Source organism: Armatimonadota bacterium (assembly GCA_016789105.1).
Classification (GTDB): Bacteria; Armatimonadota; Fimbriimonadia; order Fimbriimonadales; family Fimbriimonadaceae; genus UphvI-Ar2.
The window spans coordinates 1-23539 of sequence record JAEURN010000005.1 but is presented as its reverse complement, the minus strand read 5'-3'; the positions used below and the strand labels follow the sequence as shown (position 1 = coordinate 23539).

General features: G+C 57.9%; 19 protein-coding genes. 12 read left to right on the top strand and 7 right to left on the bottom strand.

Going from position 1 to position 23539, the window contains the following annotated elements:
* Positions 1 to 103: 103 nt before the first annotated feature.
* Together JNM28_05600 and JNM28_05595 are read right to left on the bottom strand one after the other, a co-directional pair.
* The gene (locus JNM28_05600; GenBank protein MBL8067903.1) at positions 104 to 2308 is read right to left on the bottom strand and encodes a tetratricopeptide repeat protein; all 2205 of its coding nucleotides are present in this window, start codon (positions 2306 to 2308) and stop codon (positions 104 to 106) included.
* Between the two features lie 107 nt (positions 2309 to 2415).
* On the bottom strand, positions 2416 to 3009 hold the full coding sequence (locus JNM28_05595) for a hypothetical protein (GenBank protein ID MBL8067902.1): 594 nt from the start codon (positions 3007 to 3009) through the stop codon (positions 2416 to 2418).
* Positions 3010 to 3030: 21 nt separating this feature from the next.
* On the opposite strand from JNM28_05595, the gene JNM28_05590 reads away from it, so the two are divergent.
* From JNM28_05590 to JNM28_05580, 3 genes are read left to right on the top strand one after another with little or no spacing between them, the layout of a single operon-like run.
* Positions 3031 to 5913 carry a hypothetical protein gene (locus tag JNM28_05590; protein MBL8067901.1) on the top strand — a complete coding sequence of 961 codons (2883 nt, stop codon included), beginning with the start codon at positions 3031 to 3033 and terminating at the stop codon, positions 5911 to 5913.
* Positions 5910 to 8156 (top strand): UvrD-helicase domain-containing protein, encoded by a 2247-nt coding sequence (locus tag JNM28_05585; protein MBL8067900.1) that lies wholly within the window; start codon positions 5910 to 5912, stop codon positions 8154 to 8156. Before JNM28_05590 ends, JNM28_05585 begins: the two co-directional genes overlap by 4 nt.
* 25 nt (positions 8157 to 8181) lie before the next feature.
* The gene (locus tag JNM28_05580; protein MBL8067899.1) at positions 8182 to 9069 is read left to right on the top strand and encodes a beta-ureidopropionase; all 888 of its coding nucleotides are present in this window, start codon (positions 8182 to 8184) and stop codon (positions 9067 to 9069) included.
* A gap of 53 nt (positions 9070 to 9122) precedes the next feature.
* On the opposite strand, the gene JNM28_05575 is transcribed toward JNM28_05580, so the two are convergent.
* Complete coding sequence (locus JNM28_05575) at positions 9123 to 9848, bottom strand: 50S ribosomal protein L1 (protein ID MBL8067898.1); 726 nt, start codon at positions 9846 to 9848, stop codon at positions 9123 to 9125.
* A gap of 211 nt (positions 9849 to 10059) precedes the next feature.
* Here JNM28_05575 and JNM28_05570 point away from each other — a divergent pair, with 211 nt between their 5' ends.
* From JNM28_05570 to JNM28_05535, 8 genes are all read left to right on the top strand, one after another.
* A complete protein-coding gene (locus JNM28_05570) occupies positions 10060 to 11238 on the top strand; it encodes a saccharopine dehydrogenase NADP-binding domain-containing protein (protein ID MBL8067897.1) in 1179 nt (392 codons plus the stop codon).
* Positions 11239 to 11435: 197 nt separating this feature from the next.
* On the top strand, positions 11436 to 12398 hold the full coding sequence (locus JNM28_05565) for a PEP-CTERM sorting domain-containing protein (GenBank protein MBL8067896.1): 963 nt from the start codon (positions 11436 to 11438) through the stop codon (positions 12396 to 12398).
* 100 nt (positions 12399 to 12498) lie between these two features.
* Positions 12499 to 12879, top strand: a complete 381-nt coding sequence (locus JNM28_05560) for a hypothetical protein (protein ID MBL8067895.1) — start codon at positions 12499 to 12501, stop codon at positions 12877 to 12879.
* On the top strand, positions 12879 to 13280 hold the full coding sequence (locus tag JNM28_05555; GenBank protein MBL8067894.1) for a c-type cytochrome: 402 nt from the start codon (positions 12879 to 12881) through the stop codon (positions 13278 to 13280). Before JNM28_05560 ends, JNM28_05555 begins: the two co-directional genes overlap by 1 nt.
* Positions 13281 to 13544: 264 nt before the next feature.
* Complete coding sequence (gene lepA / locus JNM28_05550) at positions 13545 to 15341, top strand: elongation factor 4 (GenBank protein ID MBL8067893.1); 1797 nt, start codon at positions 13545 to 13547, stop codon at positions 15339 to 15341.
* A gap of 76 nt (positions 15342 to 15417) precedes the next feature.
* Complete coding sequence (locus JNM28_05545) at positions 15418 to 16425, top strand: hypothetical protein (protein ID MBL8067892.1); 1008 nt, start codon at positions 15418 to 15420, stop codon at positions 16423 to 16425.
* 197 nt (positions 16426 to 16622) lie between these two features.
* Positions 16623 to 17327 carry a PEP-CTERM sorting domain-containing protein gene (locus JNM28_05540; GenBank protein MBL8067891.1) on the top strand — a complete coding sequence of 235 codons (705 nt, stop codon included), beginning with the start codon at positions 16623 to 16625 and terminating at the stop codon, positions 17325 to 17327.
* Positions 17328 to 17549: 222 nt separating this feature from the next.
* A complete protein-coding gene (locus JNM28_05535; protein ID MBL8067890.1) occupies positions 17550 to 18983 on the top strand; it encodes a nitronate monooxygenase in 1434 nt (477 codons plus the stop codon).
* Here JNM28_05535 and JNM28_05530 read toward each other — a convergent pair.
* The gene (locus tag JNM28_05530) at positions 18980 to 20110 is read right to left on the bottom strand and encodes a DNA cytosine methyltransferase (GenBank protein MBL8067889.1); all 1131 of its coding nucleotides are present in this window, start codon (positions 20108 to 20110) and stop codon (positions 18980 to 18982) included. The genes JNM28_05535 and JNM28_05530 overlap by 4 nt on opposite strands.
* A gap of 84 nt (positions 20111 to 20194) precedes the next feature.
* Positions 20195 to 20599 carry a VOC family protein gene (locus tag JNM28_05525; protein ID MBL8067888.1) on the bottom strand — a complete coding sequence of 135 codons (405 nt, stop codon included), beginning with the start codon at positions 20597 to 20599 and terminating at the stop codon, positions 20195 to 20197.
* A 79-nt stretch (positions 20600 to 20678) separates the two neighbouring features.
* On the opposite strand from JNM28_05525, the gene ftsY reads away from it, so the two are divergent.
* Positions 20679 to 21548, top strand: a complete 870-nt coding sequence (gene ftsY, locus JNM28_05520; GenBank protein ID MBL8067887.1) for a signal recognition particle-docking protein FtsY — start codon at positions 20679 to 20681, stop codon at positions 21546 to 21548.
* Here the strand turns inward: ftsY and JNM28_05515 are convergent.
* Positions 21545 to 22189 (bottom strand): hypothetical protein, encoded by a 645-nt coding sequence (locus JNM28_05515; protein MBL8067886.1) that lies wholly within the window; start codon positions 22187 to 22189, stop codon positions 21545 to 21547. The genes ftsY and JNM28_05515 overlap by 4 nt on opposite strands.
* A gap of 288 nt (positions 22190 to 22477) precedes the next feature.
* The gene (locus JNM28_05510) at positions 22478 to 23056 is read right to left on the bottom strand and encodes a prepilin-type N-terminal cleavage/methylation domain-containing protein (GenBank protein ID MBL8067885.1); all 579 of its coding nucleotides are present in this window, start codon (positions 23054 to 23056) and stop codon (positions 22478 to 22480) included.
* Positions 23057 to 23539: the final 483 nt, after the last annotated feature.

Here is a 23539-nt window from a genome sequence, read left to right as displayed (position 1 = left end):
GGTCAATTGACCGGGGCCAGCTTTTTGTTTGGATAGCCGGCTCATCGCCTCGGGGGTTACCGCGTCAGGCCCTTCGTCTGGGCGACAGATTGCAAAGGGTCGGCTAGCTTGCCCGAACCAGCTCTTCGACGGTATCCATAAACTCGCGGAAGAGTTCTTGCGTGTCACAAATCGGGCTAAGGATGACTTCTTTCCTCAATGCACTGCGCATCCGTTCCAGACCAGCAAAATCTTTGGACCACTCAACTGCCTTTTGAATGTATTCATCCTGCGAATTGCAGATCCAGTCTCCGTGGCCGACGGCGCGAAGGAGAGACCGGGCGGGGCCGGCGTTCAAGCTGTCTTGGGCCATGCTGACCACGGGCACGCCCATCCAGAGCGATTCCAGCGTCGTCATCATACCGGTGACCGGGAATGTGTCGAGTGAGACATCGACTTGGTTGAAACTGGCGTAATGTGCCGCCCGGGTCGAGTTCTGCCGGAAGACGATCCGGTCGGTGTCGATGTCCATGCCTTTGAACCAGGCGAGGTACTGACGCCGAAGGCTGCCCGATGCCAATGTCCGGGCCTTCATCACCAAACGGCTCCCAGGGACTTGGCGGAGGATTTCAGCCCAGGTTTCCACGGCGGCCTTGTTGATTTTCCGGGTGCGGTTGAAGCTCCCGAAAGTGAAGGGTTCGCCTTTTGTGCAAGGCGGGGGGGCAAGGGGCGTTTCGACTTCTGGTTGCAGGAACCCGAAAATGGTGCGATTGAGCCGGAGGGCCTGTTCCGAAACCCACTCGTCGCTGCCGTCCGGGAGAAAATCCTGGTCGCCGACAAATGCTTGGACAGTGGGGAGCCCGCTGGTGGTTGGGGCGGTGGGGATGACGATCTGGATCGGGGCGGCATAGTTGATGAGTGCCCCGAGCCGACCCCCGGTGCTGTGCCCGGTCAGATCCACCAGGGCATCGATCTTGTCGTCTTGCACGATGGCGGTCGTCGTCATGTCATCGAGGCCAACCACGCTGCGGACAGCATTGGCCAAACTCCGGATTCGATCCGTGTGGGGGCCGTTGTTGGCATCGTTCGAATAGACGTAGACGTCGCACCGGCCAGGGTGGCGACCCGTCAGAAAGGCCTCCAGCCAATAACCGGCGGCGGTTTGTTCGATTTGACCGATGAGGAATCCTAAACGCTGGATTTTTTGGGGTTTAGATTGCGGCCCGAACTCGTTGAAGGCAAAGTTGTGGCCCCAATTCATGGCGGCCTGTTTGATGGCTTCCGGCCCGGCAACGGGGCTGTAGCTAAGGGCTTCGACGACGTTGCTTGCGGCGGCCCGGTAATGGGGTTTGAGTTCCAGGGCCTTGTTGAAGCTTTTGATCGCCTCTTCGACCATGCTGGAATCCAGGTAGATCAGTCCGAGGCAGTTGTGGGCTTCGGCCAGTTCTTGCCCGCCGAAAATCGCCCGTTGGCAACTTTGGATCGCCTCGTCGAGGCGGCCAAGGCGCCGGAGGGCTTCGCCACGGGTGCAATAGGCGCTGGCCAGAGAGTCGTCGAGCTGGGTAGCCTGGATACAGGCTTCCAATGCTTGGGCGGCTTTGCCAAGGCTGAGGAAGACGCGGCCCATGTTGGCATAGGCTTCGGCGTGCCGGGGGTCGAGCCGGATTGCCGTGGTGAAGGCTTCCTCGGCATGCTTGACTTGGCCCATCGCGGCCAGCGATTTCCCCAGAACATTGTAGGCGGGGACGAAATTCTTGTTGATCAACAATGCCGAGTGGCAAGCCGACATCGCGTCGTCGAACTCGTTGAGTTCCAAGTAGCACCGTCCAAGCTCGGTATAGGCTTGGGCGTGGGTGGTGTCGTAGCTGACGGCTTTGCGGTAGTGCTGGACGGCATTCCGCCACTCTTGCAGCGAGGCGTAAAGTTGCGCCAGATGATAATGGGTGTCGCTTAGCCCGGGATCGATTTCCAATGCCCGGTGAAACGCGTCCATGGCCTCTTCGTGCTTGCCTTGCCCGGTCAGGGCCGAGCCGAGGTTGGACCACGCATCGGCGAACTGGGGGCGGGATTCGGTGAGCCTGCGGAGCAAGGCGACCGCTTCGTCGAAATCCTTGTGGGCGAGCCGGACGGTTGCCAAGAGGTAGAGGGCGTCGGCATTGTCAGGGTCGGATGCCAACACCTTTTCGTAGATCGGTTCGGCCATGTGCAACCGGTGTTCGCGTTGGTGGGCCATCCCTTCGCTGATCTGGACGGAAAACTCTGACCCGACCAGCCGCTGCTCGTACCCCTTTGTGAGGTCGCGAGCAGTCCGATCTGCCGTCTTTCTCAAAAACCTGTTCATCCACGCTCCGGGCCGCCGACTGCCTCAGCCCAGTATTTCTATCGGGAACTGCTCCAGGGATTTTCAGGTGAATGCTGAGAAAATACCCCCAAGATTTACCGGGGTGGAATGTGATCGGAAATAGCCTTGACCAGTTTCTTGCGCATCCGGGCGTTTCCCCAGTGGGTGGCCCGTTCCCGGGGCTCCACTAGTAGGCGCACGGGCTTCCCGGCGGCTTCGGCTTCCACAGAGACCCAACCACCTAGCCCGAGGATGGAGTGGATGTTGGGGCGTTTGCGAACGGATCGGATGTCTTCCCAGGCAATTTGATATTGGTGCCTCTCCCCGAAATATTCGAGGCCTTGCGGGCGGAACACCAGGAATCCTAAATCTTCATGCGGGTCGAGAAGTCCCTTTCGGCCTGGTGGAGAGAACCCGACAAACCACTTTTCTGCCTGGTCGTAGGCGTAAGAATCTTTGAATCCCAATTCCACAGCCTTGCGGAGTCCCCGGTTGCCGAACAGTCCAAAAAAGTTGACGGCGAGCCAACCCACGGCGATGAACGCAATGGCCAAACCCAACGCTTTTGGAGTCGGCCCGTGCCGGGCCAGTTCGTCCACGGCAAGGATCAGAAACGGCGCGGCGCAAGCCGCCGGAACCACATTGCCGGGAATTTGGCGTGCCAAAGTCCAAACCGGTTTCCGATCCACGGGCATAATGGTAAACCTACTATGGCAGAACGAAGGCCCCGCGTGGTCATCGTGCCCCCCGGCGGCGCGGGCCTGCAGCAAGCGCTTTCCCGGCTCGTGACCCAAGAAACCGTGGTAACGGCATTGGAGGACAATGCCCTTTATGCCGCCAAATCCTTGCTTGGCGATGGGGAAGCCAACGAATTGCTGCCGTTCGGCAGTTGTGTCGGGCGGTTTGCCGCCATGTGCGGCGACACGGGTTTGCCCCGTTTGACCGGCCCCCAAAGCCTGCACATCGTTCAACGGGCGGCGGCAGAGTTCCCGTTTTCCAACGTCTTGCACAAGGCGGCGGATTCGGCTGGTTTGGCTCGGAACATCGCTAACACCCTGACCGAGCTCCGGTACCACCGGTTTGAGCTCGATGACTTGCGCCTGGCCGCGGACAGCTGCGACGACCCCGTATCGGCCACACGCCTCGGCAGATTAGCCGACCTTTACGGGGCCTATATTGAACAAACCCGCGCGGCCAACCGGGAGTTTGCCAGTGCCCGTGCGGAGTTCTGCCTGCGGCAAACCTCGGCGCGGCCGTTCCCTTACAAGCACCTCTTGGTAGTGTTGACGGGCCGCCGCTCGCCAATCTATGACGAATGGATCCAGTGGTTGGCCGGGCAGGGCATTCGCGTCGATTGCCTGTTGGCCGCTTGGCTCAAATCGTCCGCGTTTGCTTACGAGGCCGCCTGGGCATCCTCGTTGGGCGACGTCGACGATTGGACTGAAGAGCTTTCCGGGGCGGAAAACTGGACATCGCGGCTATTTTCGGACAGTGGCTCCGACAGTGGATGCCGCTTGGCCGTCCGGCACGAGACGATGGGCGACCCCCTGAGCGAATGCGAATGGGTCATCCGCGGAATCCAATCGCTGCTGCAATCAGGTGCCGAGCCCGGTTCCATCGGCGTGTTCGTCCGGGGCGGGCAAGAGACGGTTCCGGTGTTTTTGAGCGCAGCCGACCGGCTCGGCCTGGCGGTTGCGGGCCGGCGAGCGAGCCCCCTCCATGCCAACGGATTCGTCTCCGTCACCTTAGAGCTCTTGCATGCGATGGCGGGAGCGGACATCCGGCGAATGCGGCAGCCCTTGTCCAACAGCTACTTCCGGTTGCCGCCCAGCGCGCGAGATTCTCTGGAAAAGGCACTGGTCGCCCTCCAGGCCGGCCACCCGGAACCTTGGGAAGGCTTTGCGGCCCTTGTCGGGGAAAACGAGGAGACCGCCTGGCTTGGCCAGCTTGCCGATTGGAGGCGCCGGGCCCTGGATTCGGCGAAGCCCGTGCGCGTGTGGGCGGAAATGCTCCACACGTTGTGGTCACGGACACCCGTGCTCGACCATAGCGTCTCCGGCCCCCGCGAATCGGTTGAGCGCGACCAAAAGGCTTGGACCGTGATGCAGCGGACGATCCGGGACGCGACCTTGAGCTACCGTTCGGGCAGTGAGTTGGATTTCGCAGGATTCATCTCTTTGGCGGATGGGCTTTGGAAGGACGAGCAGATCGTTTGGGAATCTGAGCAAGCCGCAATTCGGCTTTGCACGTCGCCAAACGAACTCACGGGGTTCGACCATTTGTTCTGCATGAACATGCTGGAAGGTACCCTCCCCCGCCGGCGTCGGCAAGACCCAGTATTGGACGACATCGACCGGGCCATTTTGAATGCCGCATGCCCCGGGAATGAGCCGCTGCCTGGTTCGGAAGTCGATGCCCAGCGGGAACGTGGCCTATTCGCCTCGATTTGCGCTTCGGCTCGGAGGACGTTGACTTTCAGCCATGCCGACGCAGGTGAGGAACGGGACAACATCGCCACGTTTTATCTGGAGGAAGTCAAATCCGTCGTGCCGAGCTACACGGCCCTGGCGCACCCCCGGTCGATGCTGACGCCCCCGGCGGACGAGTGCCGGAATTCCCCGGATCGGGCGTTGTGCGATGCACTTTCCCAGCCGAGGATCGATTTCTTACCGGCAAGGTTACAAACGGAACGTGCGCGTGCGGCCGTCCGGCCCGATTTTTCAAAATCGGTTTCCGTCTACGAATTGGCGCAGGCCGCTTCCTGCGGGTTCCGGTCTTCGGTCGGTAACCGCACCATCTTCCGAACCCCGGACCGAAATTTGCCGATCTCCCTGATGCGGGGCTTGCCATCGGAGGCCGCCCTTGTGCGGCAGCCATCCAAAACGGAAGCAAAAGCAGTTTTGCTGGCTTTGGCGGAAGAAAAACTGGCCGAACATCTCCACCGTTTGGATGATTGGGAGGCAGTGTTGTTCCGCGATGCGGTCGATCGGATCATCCAGGGCTGGGTAGATCGGGAGTTTGCGGCCCGGGAACTCTTAGGTTTGGACGAGTACCGGTTGGTGGAAGGCCTTGAGACCCGCAAGGAGTTGAAAGGGGATCCCCCAATCCACCTTTCGGTTAAATTTGACGCGATCTACGAATCCGGGCCGCACCGGATCGGCTTTTTGTACCGGGGGTATGTGCCGCGCTACCTCAGCAATGCCGGCGACGACATCGAGAGTTCTTTGTTGGCGGCCCTGCTTTTGTTCTCCTTGGGATCCAAACCACACACCGATTTTGCGGTGATGGTTGATTCGCTGGAAGGCGACCGGGCCGTGCTGACCAAGAACAAGGATGCCCGTTGGCTCGCCCGTTCATTTTGGCAGTCCGGGATTTTCCATACTTCTTTTGTGAGCGAATCTGGCGAGTATCAGGACAGGAACATCGATTCGCATTTCCAAGAGGCGATCAACCGGGCCCGCCGGACTCTCACGTTGGCGGAATCGCGCCCGTCGCCGGGCAACCAGTGCGACCACTGCGGCCTCGGCGACTTGTGCCGGAGCCACCGGGAATTCGGCGAGCAGCAGTCGATGTTCGACGGGGTGGGCTTGTGAACTGGAACGACCAGCAGCGCGCGGCGATCACGAGCAGCCGTGACCATTTGGTGGTGGTGGCCAGTGCCGGTGCGGGAAAGACGGAAGTCATCGTGCAACGCTATCTGCGTTATGTGGAGGAAGTCGGCCTATCCCCAACCGAGATCTTGGCAGTCACCTACACCCACCGGGCCGCAGCCAGCATGAAGCTGCGGATCTGCCGCGAGCTCCGGAAACGCGGGTTGGACTCTGCGGCGCAAGAAGCCGAGACGGGCCCGATTCAAACCATTCACAGTTTTTATGAACGCGTGCTGCGCGAAAATGCGGTCTGGAGCGGGCTAGACCCCGACTTTGAGATCATCGGCGAAGCAGACGCGGGGCGGCTGTGGGATATGGCGCTGAGGGAGGCGCTGGGCCACCCGGATTGCGACACGGCGGAAGTCCGTGCCTACCGGCAAACATCGGCCGGCAAGCGGAAGTGGAAGTCGTTCTTGGACTTGGATTCCCTGATGCGGCACCAAGTGATCGGACTATTGGTTGAACCCGCCCGGAACCAAGCGTGGACGTGGCGCCGGCTCGGTGAGACATTTTCATGTGCCGGCGACGTTTCTGCCATGTTTGACCGTTTGGTGGATGATCCTGATTGGCCCCGTGGTGGGGGGCAACCCCTGGGGGTGAAGGCCCGCAACTATGGCCGCAATCCGAAGGGGCACCTCTCTGGAATCGAGTTAGACCAAGAGGTTGATCTTTTCCTTGGCCTGGTCAAGCTGGGAGCCAAGGCGTGGGAAATCTACGAGCAGCGGCTGGAGAGCCGCGGCCAGATGGACTTTGCCCTGCTGGAACGCCGGGCTTTGGATTTGTTGGAAGGAGACCCGGAAATCCGGCACCGCATCCGTCAAAGGACAAAAGTCATCCTTTTGGATGAATCCCAGGACGCCAACCTCAACCAGTTCCGGTTTTTGGAGAGTTTGGGGGTTTCGGGATCGCTGACGGTCGGCGACCAGAAGCAGTCGATCTACGGGTTCCGGGGTTCGGCGGTTGATGAGTTCTTGAGCCGTGTGGACGACGAGGCGATCCGGCTGGAAGCAAATTACCGTTCACAGCCCGGGATAGTCGGATTTGTGAACCACGTGTTTGCGGCCGAATGGGGTGTTTTTTATGAGCCGATGGCTTCTGGAAAGGATGGCGATCCTGCGGGGTTTGCTGGGGTGGAAGTCGTGGAATCCCAAAAGGACACGGCTGCCCGCGATGCGGCATGGATAGTCGGGCAAATGTTGGAATCGGGCACCCCGCCAGGTGAGGTCGTGGTTCTGGCCCAAAGCCGGTATGGGCTTGCGGCGATCAAAGACCGATTGGATTCTTTGGGCATCGCCAGCGAGGCATCCGGTTCCACAGAATCGCTGTTCACACGGATGGAGGCGAGGGACATGGCCAACCTGTTGGATTGCTGCGCCGATTCGGGCAACGATTATGCGCTGGCCTGCCTCCTCCACAGCCCCTATGTCGGCTTGAGTCTGGACTCGGTGGTCATGCTCGGCCAAAAGCCGGGGATTTACGAGCAGTTGGAAGGGTTCGATTACCCGGTGGAAGGGGATCGCGACAAAGTCGAGGAATTCCTTGGCTGGTTCAAAGGGGTCCGGGCGTTTTGCGACCGGTTTTCGGCCTTCGAGATCGTGAACCGGGCCTTCACCTACTCGCCTTACCTGCCGGCATTGGGGCGGATGGTCAATGGCGAACGCAACATCGCAAATGCCCGCAAGCTCCTCGTTTTGGCGACGGCAATGCCTGATTTGACTCCAATCCAACTAGCCGACCGATTGCGCCACCTCCAGGCGGTTGCGGGACGCGAGCCTTTGGCCCCACTTCATGATCCGGGCGACCCGGTTGTGCGGCTGATGACGGCCCACCGTTCCAAAGGCTTGGAGTTTGAGAATGTCGTCCTGTACGGCCCAGATTTCCGGGTGAAACAGCGGGAAGATAAGGTGGAGGCAAACTTCCGGGCCGGAGTCGCGTTCACCCAGCTCAAAGGCAAAAACCTGGTGTGCGATGCAGTGCGCGCATTGAACCGTTCGGAGCAGGGCGACGAAGAGTTGCGGCTGCTGTACGTCGCCTGCACCAGAGCCAAAGAACGGCTCATCCTCTGCACATTTGCGCCGGATGTCAAAGGGCGCGAAAAATCGACGTTGCACCGGCTTTTGTCCCACATCCCCCGGGGCGATTATGCAAAGTTGGGGATCCGCCACCACCCCTGCTCGGGGGCGTAGCGGGCAAACGTGTAAACTCGGCGCAATGCCGGATGCCGCCACGCCATTTCAAGTCGCCTGCCTTCAAATCAAGCCGGCAAAGGGCGATTTGGGCTCGACTTTCGACCATTTGGCGGAATCAATCCGCCAGGCGGCATCGGAAGGGGCGGATCTTTGTGTGCTTCCCGAATCTGCAACAACCGGCTACATTTTGGAGGGCGGGGTGGACAACCTCGCCCTTCCGGCCGAAGACTTGGTGCGCGAACTCGGTGGCCGGTTGACGGGGTTGCCAAAGCCGGTAGACGTCGCCATTGGTTTTTATGAACAAGGGCCCCGCCGCCCCCACAATTCGGCGGCCTACATCGAGATTGGCGACCGTGCCGTGCTCCGCCATGTGTACCGGAAGTTTTTCCTCCCGACCTATGGGGTCTTTGACGAGCACCGATTCCACGAAGAGGGGTCGGCCTTGGGTGTGGTCGATACGCGGTTTGGCCGTCTCGGTCTGTTGATTTGCGAAGATGTTTGGCATTCCATTTTGGCGACGCTACTTTGCGTGGCCGGGGCGCAGATGGTGTTGGTGCATTCGGCGAGCCCAGCCCGCGAGTTCCAAGGGGACAAGCCGCGGAACCTGTTGCGGTACGACGCCATGCTCGAGGCCCTAAGCGGCGAACACGGCGTTTATTGTGCGATGGCGATGCTGGCAGGGTTCGAGGGGGGCAAGGGCCTGACTGGGGGTAGCCAAGTTGTGGATCCCTTTGGGAACCGGGTGGTGCAAGCCGAAACTTTTGGCGAACAAATTGTGATGGCAGAAGTAGATTTGCGCCTGGTGGCGGAGGCACGGGCGGCCACCCCGTTGGCGAGCGACCTCAAAGAGCGGTGGCCCGATCTGATCCGGATCGCCAATGGGTTGGAAAGAGAAGATCCCCCGGCGTGATCGCCAGGGGATCCATGAGTCAAACCTCGCGCGGTTGCGCCAGGAAAGCCGGCTTAGTGGCCCGATGCCTTGCTTGTTTCCACCGGATCCAGTTTGAATCCCGGCCCCATGGTGCTACTCATGGTGACCGATTGCAGGAACCGGCCTTTGCTGGCACTGGGCTTGGCCCGGATGACAGCATCGAGGAGGGCGATGGCATTTTCCTTCAATTGAGCATCAGTGAAGCTGACCTTGCCGATGGGAACGTGCACAACGCCGGCTTTGTCGATCCGGTATTCCACGCGGGCGGCGGATTTGATTTCCTTGACGGCTTGGCCGACGGCGTCGGTGACAGTGCCGTTTTTCTTGTTCGGGGTTTTTGTCCCCAGGAACCGGCCGATCTTCCCGATTTGGGGGGCCATGTCGCTGGCAGCGACCATGACGTCGAAATCCTTCCAACCTTCTTGGATCTTTTTGATCAGATCCTCGTCGCCGACGAAGTCGGCACCGGCGGCTTCGGCTTCTTTGGCGGCGTCGCCTTTGGCAAGGACGGCGACCGATTTCTTTTTACCGGTGCCGTGGGGCAAGGTGGTGACGCCCCGGACGTTTTGGTCGCTCTTGCGAGCATCGATCCCCAACTTGAGGGCGATGTCGACGGTTTCGTCGAATTTGGCGTTGGCTTTGGATTTGACGCCCGCGATCGCCGAATCGATCGAGTGCAGTTGTTCCCGGTCCAGGTCTTTGACAAGCGCGGTAAAGCGCTGCGAATGGTTAGCTTTCTTTTTTGCTTTTGCGGCCATGGTTGCCTCGGTGGTGAATCCGACCTGTGTGCAGGTCTCCCACGGGCGCGGATGGTACCCGGACAGTTGGGGGTGGGGCCGGGTCCGGTAGTTCGGCCCACATGCCAGGCAGAATGCGGAGCCGGCCTAGGTAACCTCCGAGCGCTTGGCTCCCGCGCCCACCTCCGTGTGGCTTCAAAGTTGCAGCGCACAAGGGGAGCAAGGAAAGACAATGCAAAACACGTTCGCCATCCTCGGTTCAGGAATGCAGGGCACGGCCGCCGCCTACGACATCGCCATGTTTGCCGACGACCCCCGGGTCTTGATGGGCGACATGGACATCGACCAGGCCACGAGGAGTGCCGACCGGGTCAACCAATTGGTGGGACGCGATGTCTGCACCCCGGCTCAGGTCGACGCGATGGGCATTGCCAGCCTCACGTCGTTCCTTAGCGAAGCGGACATCGTCGTCAGCTGTGTGCCCTATTGGATGCACCCGCACATCGCCAAAGTCGCCATCGATACGATCACGGACATGGTCGATTTGGGCGGCAACACGGAGATAACCCACCAGACGCTCGCGCTGGACCAAGCCGCCAAGGAAGCCGAAGTGACCCTGATCCCAGATACGGGTTTGGCACCGGGGCTTGTGAACAACTTGGGGCTTTACATGGTGGAGAACCTGGATGTCTGCCAGTCTGTGAAACTCTATTGCGGCGTGTTGCCGCAAAACCCCAAACCGCCTTTCAACTACAAACTGACATTTAATATGGAAGGCTTGGTGACGGAATACGATTATGAAGCCGTCGTGTTGCGCAACGGTGAAATCCACATGGTTCCCACGCTGCACGAAGTTGAAAGCCTGGTGATCGACCAACTGGGCGAAATGGAAGCATTTGTCACCTCCGGCGGTACCTCGACGGCCCCGTACACGCTGCGCGGCAAAGTGGAGAACTACGAATACAAAACGATCCGCCACCCCGGCCACGCGGAAAAAATGCGGCTTTACAAAGATTTCGGCCTGTGGCGGGAAGACAAGGTGAACGTCAAGGGTGTCGAAGTCTCGCCGAAAGATGTCTTCAATGCCGTCTTCGGTCCGGAGCTGGCCAAGTTCGTCGATCTCGATTTGTGTGCCGTCCGGGGAGTTGGTGTTGGGATTAAGAACGATCGGCCGGCCCGGATCCAAATCGACATCTTCGACCGCCAGTGCGAGGAAACCGGGTTCACTAGTATGGAACGCCTCACCGGTTTCTCGACCTCGATCATCGCCCAAGAGGTTGTGCAGGGCCGGGTTCAAAAGGGTGCAGTCAAATATGAAGAGGCGATGACCGGCACCGCGTTCTTGCGCGAGCTGAACAAACGCGGGATCGACATCAAGGTTCAGGAAACCATCGAAGCCGACCTGGGCTGAGCCTGCTACTCAAACCCGGTAATCCCGCCGTTTCCCCATGGGGAACCGGCGGGATTGTTAAATTTTTACATGCCATCCCAATTCATCAAAAAACTGTAGTACTATGGATATGAATTCTTTGCTTTTGCCAGTTTGGCGCGAGGAAACAAGGAGAAGGAGACAAAATGATAAGCATTCACAGAATTGCCATATTGGCGATGGTCGCAATTGCCTTGGTCCCGGCCGCCTCGGCCAGTTTTGCAGTCGTCGGCGCAAACGGTGGCGACGGAGAAGCCTATGAGCAGTATGTTGCCACCGATGCGATGAACGCCTCGGTCCGGATCACGATGTCCGGAAACACTTATGGGTCAGGGGGGTTGTTCCACGTGGGCACTTCCACTGTCAACAACGAAACATATTTGAATTTATGTTTTGCCACGGCCGATCACGTAGTCCGTCCCGGGACGATCGACGAGCTGAAGTTCCAGGGTTCTACGGACAAGTGGGATTTGGTTCCCGGGGGCCTTTGGCAAAGTTCGATCGTTTTAGGTGGGGCCGATGGTAATGACGATTTGGCATTTGTAGGCTTCCGCGCAAAGCAGAATGACCTCAACCTGGATTTCCTCGACTTTGTCACAAATATTGCCTTGCCGAATCTGGCGACCCCGGGGACGGGAGAGGCAACCAACTACGGTTATGGCTCCAGTGCCCGCTATCTCCGCGACGGAAACAACGACGTTTCTGGATTCTATTGGCGCCCGGGATTCAACGCGGGCGGCCCGGATTCCAATTACATCCACCACCGCTATGTCAAGAGCGATGTGACCTCCGTTAGCAACAACGCTTACAGCATCTATGACTTCGAAGCAATCAAGTGGCAAGTCAGCAATGCAACCGAATTTGGCGGGATCAACCAAGGCGATTCTGGGGGGATGATCTTGCAAAACGGCAATTTTGTTGGGGTGAACAGCTACAACACGTATATCGAAGGAAATGACCTCAACGGTCTCTACCGAATATACGAGCTTGGTTCAAACCAAGGGGGAAATGCTTTCACCCAAGCCAATATTGACTGGCTCAATGGCCGTTGCATGGATTTTGAAGCCGTTCCAGAACCCGGCACTTTGGCGCTGGGGGCCGGCTTGGCTGCCCTCGCCCTTCGGCGGCGCAACCGGGGTTAATCACCTCGGTGTGTCCAACTCGACCATCCCCTCCCAAGCCATGGAGGGGATGAATATTTTTTGAACCAAAATTTAACTTTGGGCGTTCATAATGTTAGCCATGAAGTTCGTCCTTCTCGCGATCGCCGCTTCAACCTTGGGTGGGGCCGGCTTGCTCGCCCCCGGGAACCCGGGTCAAAACACCACCGACGTCAGTTTCAAAGAAAAGGTCATGCCAATCTTGAAGCAAAACTGCGTGGGATGCCATTCCGGCGACCGTGCCGCCAAGGGTCTGCGGCTCGACACCTATGACAACGTGATGAAAGGCGCGAACTACGGCAAGGTGATCAAGCCGGGCAAGAGTGCGGAAAGCGTCTTGGTCAAGTCGATCAAGGGCCAACCGGGCGGCGACCGGATGCCGCCGGGCCGGCGGCCCATGCTGGGCGACGGCAGCGTCAAGACGATCACGGATTGGATCGACCAAGGGGCCAAGAACAACTGATGAAGCCTTTCGCGTTTTTGAGCCTCGCCGCCATCGGGCTGGCGTTGGCCGCCTGTAGTTCAAGCCCGACGCCTTCCGGTTCTGAATCTGGAACTGGCGGGGGTACTGGGGCCGCCAAAGTTGCTTTCTCTTCTGGGGTGGGAACCATCTTGGAGCAAAACTGCGTGAGCTGCCACTCAGGCGACCGTCCCAAAGAAGGGATCGACGTCTCGTCCTACGCCAACGTGATGAAAGGCGGCGAGCACGGCCCCATCGTCGTGGCGGGCAAAAGCGACGAAAGCGTGCTTTACAAAGCACTCACCGGCAATGGGGCCAAGAAAATGCCCCCGGGCGACAAGGGCCTGAGCCAGGAAGACATCGACAAAGTCAAAGCCTGGATCGATTCCGGCGCCGCGGAATAGCTTCTACTTTGGCCCGGGGTGGTTTGATCTCCCGGGCCAAGATCACACTTTTGCAGTTGACCGCGGGTCGTCAATCGGCTTCACCCACGACGGCGAATCCCTACTTCTGATACATTTCGATCAAGCCGTGCGCCCGTTCGCTCCTGTCGTCCCCCGGTGGCGGGCCGAACTCTCAGCCTGATCCGACAGTCGCTTGCCGGGAGATGGGCAGGTGCCGGGGCAACCTCGGTGCCAACGAGTAGAATCTGCCAGTCCCCACTCCCCATGGATCAGGCGCACATCCGCAACTTCTGCATCATTGCCCACATCGATCACGGCAAGTCCACTTTGGCTGACCGGATCTTGGAGCATTGCGGGGCCGTGCGCGGAACTGCCCAAGAGCAGATGCTCGACACTATGGAACTGGAACGCGAGCGCGGCATCACGATTAAGATGACCGCCGTGCGGATGGAATACACGGCGCGCAACGGCGAGACCTATCAGTTCAACTTGATCGACACGCCGGGCCACGTCGACTTCACCTATGAGGTCAGCCGGGCTTTGGATGCGTGCGAAGGCGCCATTTTAATCGTCGACGCCACCCAGGGGGTCGAAGCGCAAACCATCGCCAATGCCAACATGGCCATGACCCAAAACCTAACCATCGTCCCCGTGATCAACAAGATGGACCTCCCCCACGCCGACCCGGAGATGGCAAGGGACGAAATCGAGAACACGCTGATGATCGACGGGTCGGAGGCGATCCCATGCTCGGCCAAAACGGGGCTCGGAATCGGGGACATTTTGGAAGCGGTGGTCGAACGGATCCCTCCGCCAAAGGGCGATCCCGATGCCCCCTTGCGCGCCCTCATTTTCGACAGCCATTTCGACACCTATCAAGGCGCGGTTGCCTATTGCCGGGTGGTGGATGGTTCGGTGAAGCCGGGCAGCAAGATCAAAATGATGTCCACCGGCAAAACGTTTGATGTGGACGAAGTTGGGGTGTTCCGCCCCCGTTTGGAGCGAGGGCTAGAGCTCAATTGCGGTGAAGTCGGCTTCCTGACGGCAGCGATCAAAACGATCGGCGATGCCAGTGTTGGGGACACTATTACGAGCGGTGAGTTGTCCGCTTCCCAGGCTTTGCCGGGATACCGCAAGGCCAAATCGATGGTTTATTGCGGGCTTTACCCCACCGACTCTGACCAGTACGAAGACCTCCGCGACGCCATCCAGAAACTCCAGCTTAACGATGCGTCTTTGGAATATGAACCGGAGACCTCGGCGGCCTTGGGATTTGGGTTCCGCTGTGGGTTTTTGGGACTGCTCCACATGGACATCATGCGGGAGCGACTCGAGCGCGAGTTTGACCTCGACCTAATCTTGACCGCACCGAGCGTGGATTACCACGTGTTCAAAACGGATGGGTCGATGCTGCACATCTCCAACCCCTCGGAGCTCCCGCCGACCCACCACATTGCCGCGATAGAAGAACCCGTGGTGAATTCGACGATCATGGTGCCGACGGAATGGGTGGGGGCAGTGATGACCCTTTGCCAAGACCGGCGCGGGGTGTTTAAACGCACCGAATACATGACTCCGACCCGGGCGATCCTTTATTACCAATTGCCGCTGGGTGAAATCCTGCTGGATTTCTTCGACAAACTCAAATCGTCCACCAAAGGCTATGCCAGTTTCGATTACGAGTTTGCCGGCTATGAACCGAGTGACTTGGTCAAGGTGGACATTTTGCTGAACGGCGACCCGGTCGATGCTTTGAGCTTCATCGTCAACCGCCAATTCTCCTACATTCGGGGCAAGGCGATAGTCGAGCAACTGCGCAAGGTGGTGCCGCGCCAACAATTCGAGGTCAAAATTCAAGCGGCGATCGGGGCCAAGATTATTTCGGCCGATGTGATCAAACCGTTCCGCAAAAACGTGATCGCCAAGTGCTATGGCGGCGACGTAACCCGCAAGCGGAAGCTGCTTGAAAAGCAAAAGAAAGGCAAGAAGCGGATGAAGAACATCGGCAGCATCGAAGTGCCGCAAGAGGCATTCTTGAGCGTGCTCAAGGTTGCCGAATAGGTTTGAGCCGGCCAATCCCGGGTTGATCTGCAGGAAAAACCGCTTGATCTTCGCAGGCAATAGATAAAATCAGAGTATGGGGTTGATTTTCGCCACTGCACTCCTTTCCGCCATGTTTGGCCATCCGACAGCCGCGCCCGCCGGCGGGCTTCCAATTCAAACCCAACCCGAGCCGCCTGTTCCGAAGCCGGCAACCGAAACGGCCGTGTTGAACCAGCCCTACATCATGGGCGCCAAGGGAAGCGAGCTGATTTTCACACTCAAGGTCGCTTGGTTGGCCGAGTATTTTGCCGGGGGCGATGAGAATTATGTGGCGGGCAAAAACGAACGCCTGCTTGTTTTGTATTTCGACGTCCTCAACCCCAACAAGCAAGATGTCACCCTTGGGTCAAGCACCTTCCAATTCAACTACACCTCTCCAAGCGGCGAAAACTTCCCCTTCCGGGGCTATCTGCTCCGGCAAAACGGATTGACCCACCTCAGCCAATCTTTAAGGAACAAGCAGAAGGTTTCCTGCGCCGTGGTGATTCCCATCGACAGCCAGGGTGAAATCAGCGACCTGCAGATTGAGCGGGGCGAAGATTTCCTGCTCCGCTACAATTTGACCGGCAAATCCCGGGTCCTGGGGAGCCCGTTCTTCAGCGGAATCAATTTGAAGTCGGAGATGACCCGGACGACCCCCGTTGCGCCGATGACCGCGTTCAACCTTGGCGGTTATTCCCTGTCCTACATGGGAACCGAGTACACGGACGATAAGATCATGGGATATGCCCCCGACAAAGATCATGTTTATATGGTCGTCAAGTTCGGGTTCGGCAATCCGATGAACCTGCCAATCTCGATCGGATTCCAATACTTCACGTTGGACGTGAAGCTCTCGGACAATGCGACGGCTATTGCCTGGAACCGAACCCTTTTGAAGGAGAATTCGGACGAATATCTCTCGCAAGAGATTGCACCGAGTCAACCGATGGTCATCGGGCGGTACTACGTCTCGGTACCCAGAAAGGAGCAAGACTTTAACGTCAAGCTCATCCATGTCAGTTCGACCAGGGAGTTTCGGATCGCAGTCCCCAATCCCTGATAGAAGCACCAGCGCTTGCTGGCAAGATGATCGCCGCCTTTGAAACGGGATCGCGGCACCATCGGCGGAAGGGAACTTTTGCAAGGGGCGCCCATCTTGTGGTCCGGTATTTTTGCTGGTTTTTGGAGCGGTTTCCCGGGCCTTAACAGTGGGAAAAAGAATTCCGCTAAACTTGGGCCTGAGGTTTGGAATTCATCATGCGGAGAGTCACATTGGTGCTTCTCGCGGGTGTGCTGGTTGCCAGTGCCCACGCGACAATTTTGATCGACGATTTCACGTCCGGCTTTGCTTCGGGTTCAACGACGACTGCGTTTTATTACGATACGGCCGGATCGATGTTGGGCAGCCACCGGTACGTTGACCACCGGTTCAACGCCAACCCGCTCAGCCGGCCTATCTCGACAGATGTCAATGCGGCCACCCCGGGCAACATGTTTATCGAAGCAGGATCCGGTGTCAATGGCCAAGTGTTCGTCGCTTGGGCGGGGCGAGTCATCAATGCGGCCTCTTCGGGCCCGGGCGCCCTTCCCCGCGGCAACTTCGATGGATTGGTTCCGTTGAACGTGACGACGGAAGCCGGCCTCCAGGTGGATTACATCAATAACGACCAGTCTTCGACATCGATCTATGTGGAAATGTGGGATGCCAATTTCAATGTCGATGCCCTGTTCTTCCAGCCGGTCGCCGCGGGCAACGGTTCTTACTTTGCCGCGTTCAACAACTTTGTCACCGTCCAAGGCTCCAACACTGACCGCAACAACATTGTTGGGATCGCTATCGGCCTTGGTTTGCCAAACGGCAACGACATCACGCTGAACCGCGTTGCCCTCGTGCCGGAACCGGCCACCATGGCCATCCTCGGGCTTGGCTTGGCCGCTTTGGCCCGTCGCAAACGCAAGTAACCGTTAATCTGTGCACCAATGAACGGGCCGGGAGCATCGCTCCCGGCCCGTTGACCGTGACACCACCCGCTCGACCGTGCGGCGAACATCAAGGCCGCTTTGCCGCCCAAAATCACCATTGGGCCCATTTTTTTGTTGGGCAAGGCCTGCCAAGTGAGAAAAATCGGAAATCTCTCCCGTTGTTCCCACCGTCTGCAGATTCAAAGCAAGTACGATTCCCAGATGGCCCAATTGCCGCTCATCATCCAAGGCGGGATGGGAGTTGCCGTTTCCAACTTCCGTCTTGCCAATGCCGTTTCGCGAACCGGGAACCTCGGAGTGGTTTCTGGAACCGGATTGGATGCGGTTTTGTCTCGGCGCCTGCAACTGGGCGATCCGACGGGTGAATTGCAAGAAGCCTTTGCCGCATTCCCCGTTCCCGAAATGGCCAGGCGCGTTTGGGACAAATATTTCCGTGCCGAAAAAGAACCGGGCAAACCGTTCATCTCCCGCCCGCTTCCGCACATCAAACCTTCTGCCGCGTGGTTGGAGTTGACTGTGGTGGCCAACTTTGTGGAAGTGTGGCTGGCGCGTAAAGGCCACGACAACCCTGTTGGTATCAACCTCCTGGAGAAGATCCAAATCCCCCACCTCGCATCGCTCTTTGGCGCAATGCTTGCGGGGGTCGATTTTGTGTTGATGGGAGCAGGCATCCCCCGGCAGATCCCGGCATGCCTCGATTCCTTGAGCCGGCTGGACTCCACCGATTACCGGATCGATGTCGCCGGTGCCGAGCCCGGTGAAGTCTTCAATCACACCTTTGACCCTAAATCCCTGGCCGATTGGGGGCTTGCCGAGCTGAAGCGCCCCAAGTTCTTCGCCATTGTCAGCAGCAACGTCTTGGCTACCCAATTGGTCAAAAAACTGGTTCCGCCGGTGGATGGCCTTGTTGTCGAATTCCCGTTGGCCGGCGGACACAACGCGCCGCCTCGGGGGGCCCTTACGCTTGATGAGAACAATGAGCCCATCTACGGAGCCAAGGATGAAGTGGATCTGGCCGGGATCGCCGCCCTCGGTGTGCCGTTCTACCTGGCTGGCGCCTATGGCCATCCTGAAATGCTCCGCGCGGCGGTTGAATCCGGTGCCAATGGAATCCAGGTCGGGACGGCCTTTGCCTTTTGCGATGAGAGCGGCGTTGAAGAATCGCTAAAGCGCGACGTCGTCCGCCAATCCTTGGCCGGTTCGCTAGCCGTCCACACCAGTGCTGTCGCTTCGCCAACCGGATTCCCGTTCAAGGTCGCCCAGGTCAAAGGGACGCTCAGCGACGTTTCGGTCTATCAGGATCGCAACCGGATCTGCGACCTCGGCTATCTACGGACGTGCTACCGGACGCCTGATGGCGGCGTTGGGTACCGGTGTGCGGCCGAGCCAGTCGACGATTACATCCGGAAAGGCGGGAGCGCCGAAGATACGGAGAATCGAATGTGCGTTTGCAACGGGCTGATGGGCACCATCGGATTGCCCCAAACCCGGAAAGATGGATCCGTCGAGCCGACTTTGATCACTGCGGGTAATGACCTTGCAATCCTGCGCCGGTACATCCCAGAAGGGCAAGACCATTATTCGGCGGCAGATGTGATTTCCATGCTCAAAAGCGGTCTAACCGTCAACGCCTAACCAAGCGCCGCGCCCCAACCGGCTTCATCGGTTGACCGGTACCGGCTGGTGGCCACGGCACTGCGCCGGACTGGTTTGCCTTCTAGCCAAGCCTGGACATGTTCCCCGACCCGACGGGCGAATTCCGGTGGCACCGCGTTGCCGATTTGGCGGTATTGGTCTTCGAGTTTGCCGCAAACGTGCCAACTGTCCGGAAAGGTCTGGATCCGCTTGTACTCTTGGATGCTGAGCGGACGGAGTTCTTCTGGGTGGGCAAGCAACGTAGCCGGCATGTTGGGGAGGGTTAACAATGTTGGGGACGGCTTGTCCCAAGCTAGCCGCCGGAGAAACCCGGTGCGGCCCCCGCCACTTTCATAGGCGCGCCCCATCGCCTCTTTGGCGACTTCTTGTGGGAGGCTCCGCCAGTTTTGGCCGGGACCGATCAGCGGGAGATAAGCCACCGCCCGGCTCCGCAACGGGAGGAAATCATGGGTGCCGGCCATGCCATGGAGGGCTTCCCGAACCGTCGTCGGTTTGCCACCCGCCGGCACCGGTGGCATCACCCGCCCGCTGCGCTCGGCGGCGAGGATCAACCGCTCCCGGGTTTGAGGGACCCCATAGAGGCTGGTGTCATAGAGCCGGAACCCAACGCCGTAGCCGGCCTTCGCAAACTTTTCGAGGATGGCCGAAAGGGCGCCTCCCGGCGATTCATCCCTTCCAAGGGCGGGGAACCCGGCACCCCGTTCTGAAAGCGGGCGGTGGACGAGTGGCGCACTGAGCAAACCGCGGACATTTTCGATGAGGATGACCCGGGGATTCAAGGCCAAAGCGAGGTCGACAAAGTGGAGGAAAACGTTCCCGCGCTCATCGTTGAGACCTTGGCGGCGTCCTGCAGTTGAAAAGGCTTGACAAGGCGGGCCGCCGACAACAGCATCCAGGCCGTGTGATCCGATCGGAAAGACTTTGCCGACGGAATCGAGATTCAATTCCCGGATATCGGATTGGCACAAAGGGATATTCGGCCGGTTGGCGCGAATCGTGGCACAGGCGGCCGGGTTGAATTCGTTGGCTCCGACGCATTGCCACCCGGCACGTTCGAGCCCAAGATCCAAGCCAAGCGCCCCCGAAAAGAGGCTCAGGTATCTCATCCGTGAATGCCCAGCCCACCTTCCTAGCGGGCCTCTGCAGTTGTCCCCTAGTTTTCCACAATTCCGGAAAAAATTGCCCGGATATCAAAGGGTTGCCGATTCAATCTGGGTATCAAAGGTGCTGGCAGGATCTTCCAGATAAAAAATCGCGTTGCCGTCTTCGTCGAACGCTTCAAAGCCGCAGATGTCCCCCAATTCCCCGAGAAGGCTGCCGACACGAACCCCCTGTATGAGCAGGGATCTTCTGAATGCGGCTGCGTCTTCCACCCCGATGATGACCTTGGGGCCCGGGAATCCGTGGAACGATGGGTTTTCTTGCAGGTAGGTGTTCACATCAAAAAGGCTGATTTTGCCCCCGTGGCCATCGATGTCGATCATGGCCACCCCCCAGGGGAGCCGCGAAATCAACCTGCCGCCCAAACGGCCACAGTAGTGTTGGATGGCCGCATCTAAATCCCGGACATGATAAGTGGTTTCCCTCAGCTTCACAGAATTGCTCTCTCAATGATTTTATCCTGAACTGCCACAAAGGGGACCTCCTTCGGGCGCCCTGCCATACTGGGGCCTGATGTTCAAGGCCTTGATGCAGAAAGTCGACCGCATGCTGGGGCGCGGCGTGATCGACGAGGACCTGTATGAGGAGTTGGAAGAAGCCCTGCTGGCGGCCGACACGAATATCGGCATCACGCATGCGATCTTGGAAGAGCTCCGGCAAGCCGTCCGAGACGAAAAAGTCACCACGCCCGAAGGGATCCGCGACCGGCTGAAAGAATCCATCCGCGCCCGGTTTTCTCAACCCGGCGAAACGTTGCTCTTCCGGAACTTCCCCCCCTGCGTCTACCTTTTTGTGGGGGTGAACGGAGTCGGCAAGACGACGAGCATCGGCAAGTTGGCCACCCGGTTGACGAAAGAAGGCCGGAAGGTGATTTTGGCGACCGGCGACACGTTCCGGGCGGCGGCGATTGAGCAGCTAGAGATTTGGGGGCAGAGGTCAGGGGCCGATGTCGTCAAGGGCCAGCCGGGGTCAGACCCCGCCGCGGTTATTTTTGATGCAATCCAGGCGGCCAAATCCCGAGGGGCTGACTATGTGTTGGCGGACACGGCTGGTCGCCAGCACACAAAGGGCAATCTGATGGCCGAACTCAGCAAAATCGCCAAGGTCGTTGAAAAGGGGATCGGCCGGCCCGCCGACGAAACCTTGCTGGTCTTGGATGCCAACACGGGCCAGAACGCCATCCGGCAAGCCGAAGAATTTTCGGCGGCAACCGGGGTGACAGGTTTGGTGCTGACGAAACTCGATGGAACCGCCCGGGGCGGCGCGTTGATCGGTATTTACGACAAGTTCAAAATCCCGATCAAACTGATCGGGGTCGGGGAAAAGCCGGAAGACCTCCGGGACTTCGACCCGGAGGCCTTTGCCGACGGGCTGTTCTCCTAACGGTTTTTTTCACTTAAGAATCTGATCGATTCGTCGCAGTTCTCGATCCATTTATCCCATGTAATCAGGCCCTCTTTGGGCCCACGGTAAAGGCCATGCATTCCTACTTGATCTAACCATTCTCGATTCTTGAGAATGAATTTCTTTTGACATATGAACTTTTCATCCACGCCACTCCCTCCGTCACTCTCGCTCATTGATGCCGCCAGAAAGGCAATCGTCAAAAGCATTGGGTTTTTTATTCCATCAGGCGTTGTGGTCGATTGCGACGCAAGCTGAACTCTTCGTCCGCGTGGCGTCACCACTTCATGCGTAGCGTGAAAAACGCCGTCTAACGTTACTTCAATCTCCGTTTGCCTACCCGCGCTTCTGATATTTGGGAGAATCACTCCATTGAGTAATTGCGAATATTGTTCCCTTGTCATGCCATAAGCTGAGCGTTCTTCAATCGGAGTCAAGTCATAGACGCAACCGCCGTTACCGCTCAGAACGCACTCTATCCCAGCTAATGCAGATTTCTTTGGTGAGGGAGCAAAAATTACCCACCCACTACCCAAACAAATCATGCCCACCCCAGCCCAAAAAATCACTTTGGGCGAGATGGGCCACTTCTTGCCCTTAGTGGCAATCTTCTTCGCCAATGCAATATTCCGCGTAGTTGACCGAACTGTTGACGACCTTATCCTGCACCGGGGGATCGGCAAGGAGGCACCATTCCATTCGAAATTCGTAATGGCGGCATCCAATATCAAGATCCTTTGATCCACAAAATTGCCAAGGATCAGTGTTTCCGAGCACATGGGCGCACGAAACACGATCATCGTTGCAGGTGATGCACCATGTGTCGCTGAATCCAGGCACTGTAGCCAAGAGCAGCAGGGTAATCAAGCACTTTTTCATATGATTTTCTCTCTCAATGCTCGATGGTATCATTCAGCAGTTGCCCACCAACTCGGATCAAGATGATTTCCTGTAGAATGGCGCACCTTGAGTGATCCACCAAGCAATACTCCGACTGCCCTCTTTTCTTGATATTTATTGAAGAGATTAACATTCGGGTCAGTACAATTATCGTCGACCAGCAATATCCAGTCCTCTTTGTATGTCTGAACATTTTTTGAGACCCGTGCACGACACGACGCGAGCAGCTCACCCTCTGGGACATTGCAGAGGCACATCAAGTAGAAGTTTGTTTTGAACTGAAATGGATGGTATCCGCACGGAGGGGGATCCTTGAACCACGCAGGTTCACCGTAAGGCGAGCGTTCTGGCAGTCCCATGTCTGATGGGAACCCGTAAGAAGTATCGCCCCCGTTTTCGGATCTGTAGAGACTTAATGCCGTCCAAATTTGCCTCAACCTAGTCGCAGTAGCAGTAACTTTTGCAGATCTAGTTGCCTGAACGAGAGAAGAAGACATTATTGCAAGTAGAATGATGATAATTCCGATCACTACGATGATCTCCACTAATGTGAATCCATGCATTTCTCGATTATTTACTCTTTGCATAATCTGATAATCTCCTCTTTGGACGACAAAACACGTGTGATTTTCTGATTTGTAATAACAAGCGCGATCCCACCATCCGTTGGCACATTGGGAACCAGGGAAAATAATGAGTAGTCTAATACATGGCCAAAATTTGACCACTCCGAGTAGGTCACTGAGTCCCGATAGACTAATGTCACGTTACTTTTCAACCTAAAAGGTTTAGGAAACCAATTTCTTGCACAAGACCGGCAATCTGGGGCTAGCAGAACAATTGGGGACACTTTGCTCTTTGGTAGATGATCAAGGGATTCTCGTGAAACACCTAGGCCTACGAGCGCGGCGGATGCTGACGCACTCTTATCGATCACAGAGTTGTAAGCTACCATCGCCGCACCAATTGAGACACAGACTCCAAATGCGTATCCTGTCCACAAGGCCATAACCCATACTACAACGAGTTCGGAGAATCGACGCAAATTCTTTTTTAACAACTGGGGGGGG

Coding starts and splice junctions, on each gene's coding strand:
- JNM28_05590 (MBL8067901.1), top strand. CDS start 3,031: ATGGCAGAACGAAGGCCCCGCGTGGTCATCGTGCCCCCCGGCGGCGCG.
- JNM28_05580 (MBL8067899.1), top strand. CDS start 8,182: ATGCCGGATGCCGCCACGCCATTTCAAGTCGCCTGCCTTCAAATCAAG.
- JNM28_05575 (MBL8067898.1), bottom strand. CDS start 9,848: ATGGCCGCAAAAGCAAAAAAGAAAGCTAACCATTCGCAGCGCTTTACC.
- JNM28_05570 (MBL8067897.1), top strand. CDS start 10,060: ATGCAAAACACGTTCGCCATCCTCGGTTCAGGAATGCAGGGCACGGCC.
- JNM28_05565 (MBL8067896.1), top strand. CDS start 11,436: ATGGTCGCAATTGCCTTGGTCCCGGCCGCCTCGGCCAGTTTTGCAGTC.
- JNM28_05560 (MBL8067895.1), top strand. CDS start 12,499: ATGAAGTTCGTCCTTCTCGCGATCGCCGCTTCAACCTTGGGTGGGGCC.
- JNM28_05555 (MBL8067894.1), top strand. CDS start 12,879: ATGAAGCCTTTCGCGTTTTTGAGCCTCGCCGCCATCGGGCTGGCGTTG.
- lepA (MBL8067893.1), top strand. CDS start 13,545: ATGGATCAGGCGCACATCCGCAACTTCTGCATCATTGCCCACATCGAT.
- JNM28_05545 (MBL8067892.1), top strand. CDS start 15,418: ATGGGGTTGATTTTCGCCACTGCACTCCTTTCCGCCATGTTTGGCCAT.
- JNM28_05540 (MBL8067891.1), top strand. CDS start 16,623: ATGCGGAGAGTCACATTGGTGCTTCTCGCGGGTGTGCTGGTTGCCAGT.
- JNM28_05535 (MBL8067890.1), top strand. CDS start 17,550: ATGGCCCAATTGCCGCTCATCATCCAAGGCGGGATGGGAGTTGCCGTT.
- JNM28_05530 (MBL8067889.1), bottom strand. CDS start 20,110: ATGAGATACCTGAGCCTCTTTTCGGGGGCGCTTGGCTTGGATCTTGGG.
- ftsY (MBL8067887.1), top strand. CDS start 20,679: ATGTTCAAGGCCTTGATGCAGAAAGTCGACCGCATGCTGGGGCGCGGC.
- JNM28_05510 (MBL8067885.1), bottom strand. CDS start 23,056: ATGCAAAGAGTAAATAATCGAGAAATGCATGGATTCACATTAGTGGAG.